The 640-nt window shown below is 70.2% G+C and carries 1 protein-coding gene; it reads right to left on the bottom strand.

The features are described from left to right. On the bottom strand, nucleotides 1–295 hold a 295-nt coding region (locus ABD901_RS58830; protein WP_345145153.1), incomplete at its 3' end, for a hypothetical protein. Nucleotides 296–640 lie beyond the last annotated feature (345 nt).

The following is a 640-nucleotide window of genomic DNA, read 5'->3' as shown; positions in this document are numbered from 1 at the left end:
GCCCCGGACCGATCTCCACCAACGACGACCGACCCCCCACCTCCGGCTGCGTCTCCACCATCACAAACCGGCCATCCTCGGCCACACGCTCCACCAACACCACATGCTGCGGCACGCCCGGCCGCTGCCCCCACACCACCGTCACCCCACCCAACTCCAACGACGCCAACATCTCCAACTCCGCACCCACAAACCGGCCACCAAGCCGCCGCTCAACCAACCCCAGCTGCTCCGCCCGCACCGACGCCGCCGCATCATCCACCGACTCGCTCGCCGGCGCCAACCGCTGCAGCACCGACCACACCCGCAACACACAATCCGGATCCCCCGACCACACCGGCAACGGCTCCAACGCCGCCCGCATCGCCGCCGACCCCAGCGGATACCCCGGCGCCGCACCCTCCGAATACCCCGGAGGGTGCGGAAACCACCCACCCGGCACAGACAACAACGGCTCCGCCACCCGCACCGGCCGCACCCCACCGGCCTCACCGGCCGACGCTGCAACGACCCGGCCGTCCCGACCCGGCGCAGCAGCCTGCCGTTCAACCCAGTTCACCACCGCCCGGCCCGCAACCAACGCCCTGGTGTCCAACACCGAAAACGTCTCACGCCCGCTGGAATGCGTCCAAACAAAACG

This window comes from Dactylosporangium darangshiense (genome assembly GCF_039537565.1).
Lineage (GTDB): Bacteria > Actinomycetota > Actinomycetes > Mycobacteriales > Micromonosporaceae > Dactylosporangium > Dactylosporangium darangshiense.
This window is presented reverse-complemented; position numbering and strand designations above follow the sequence as displayed.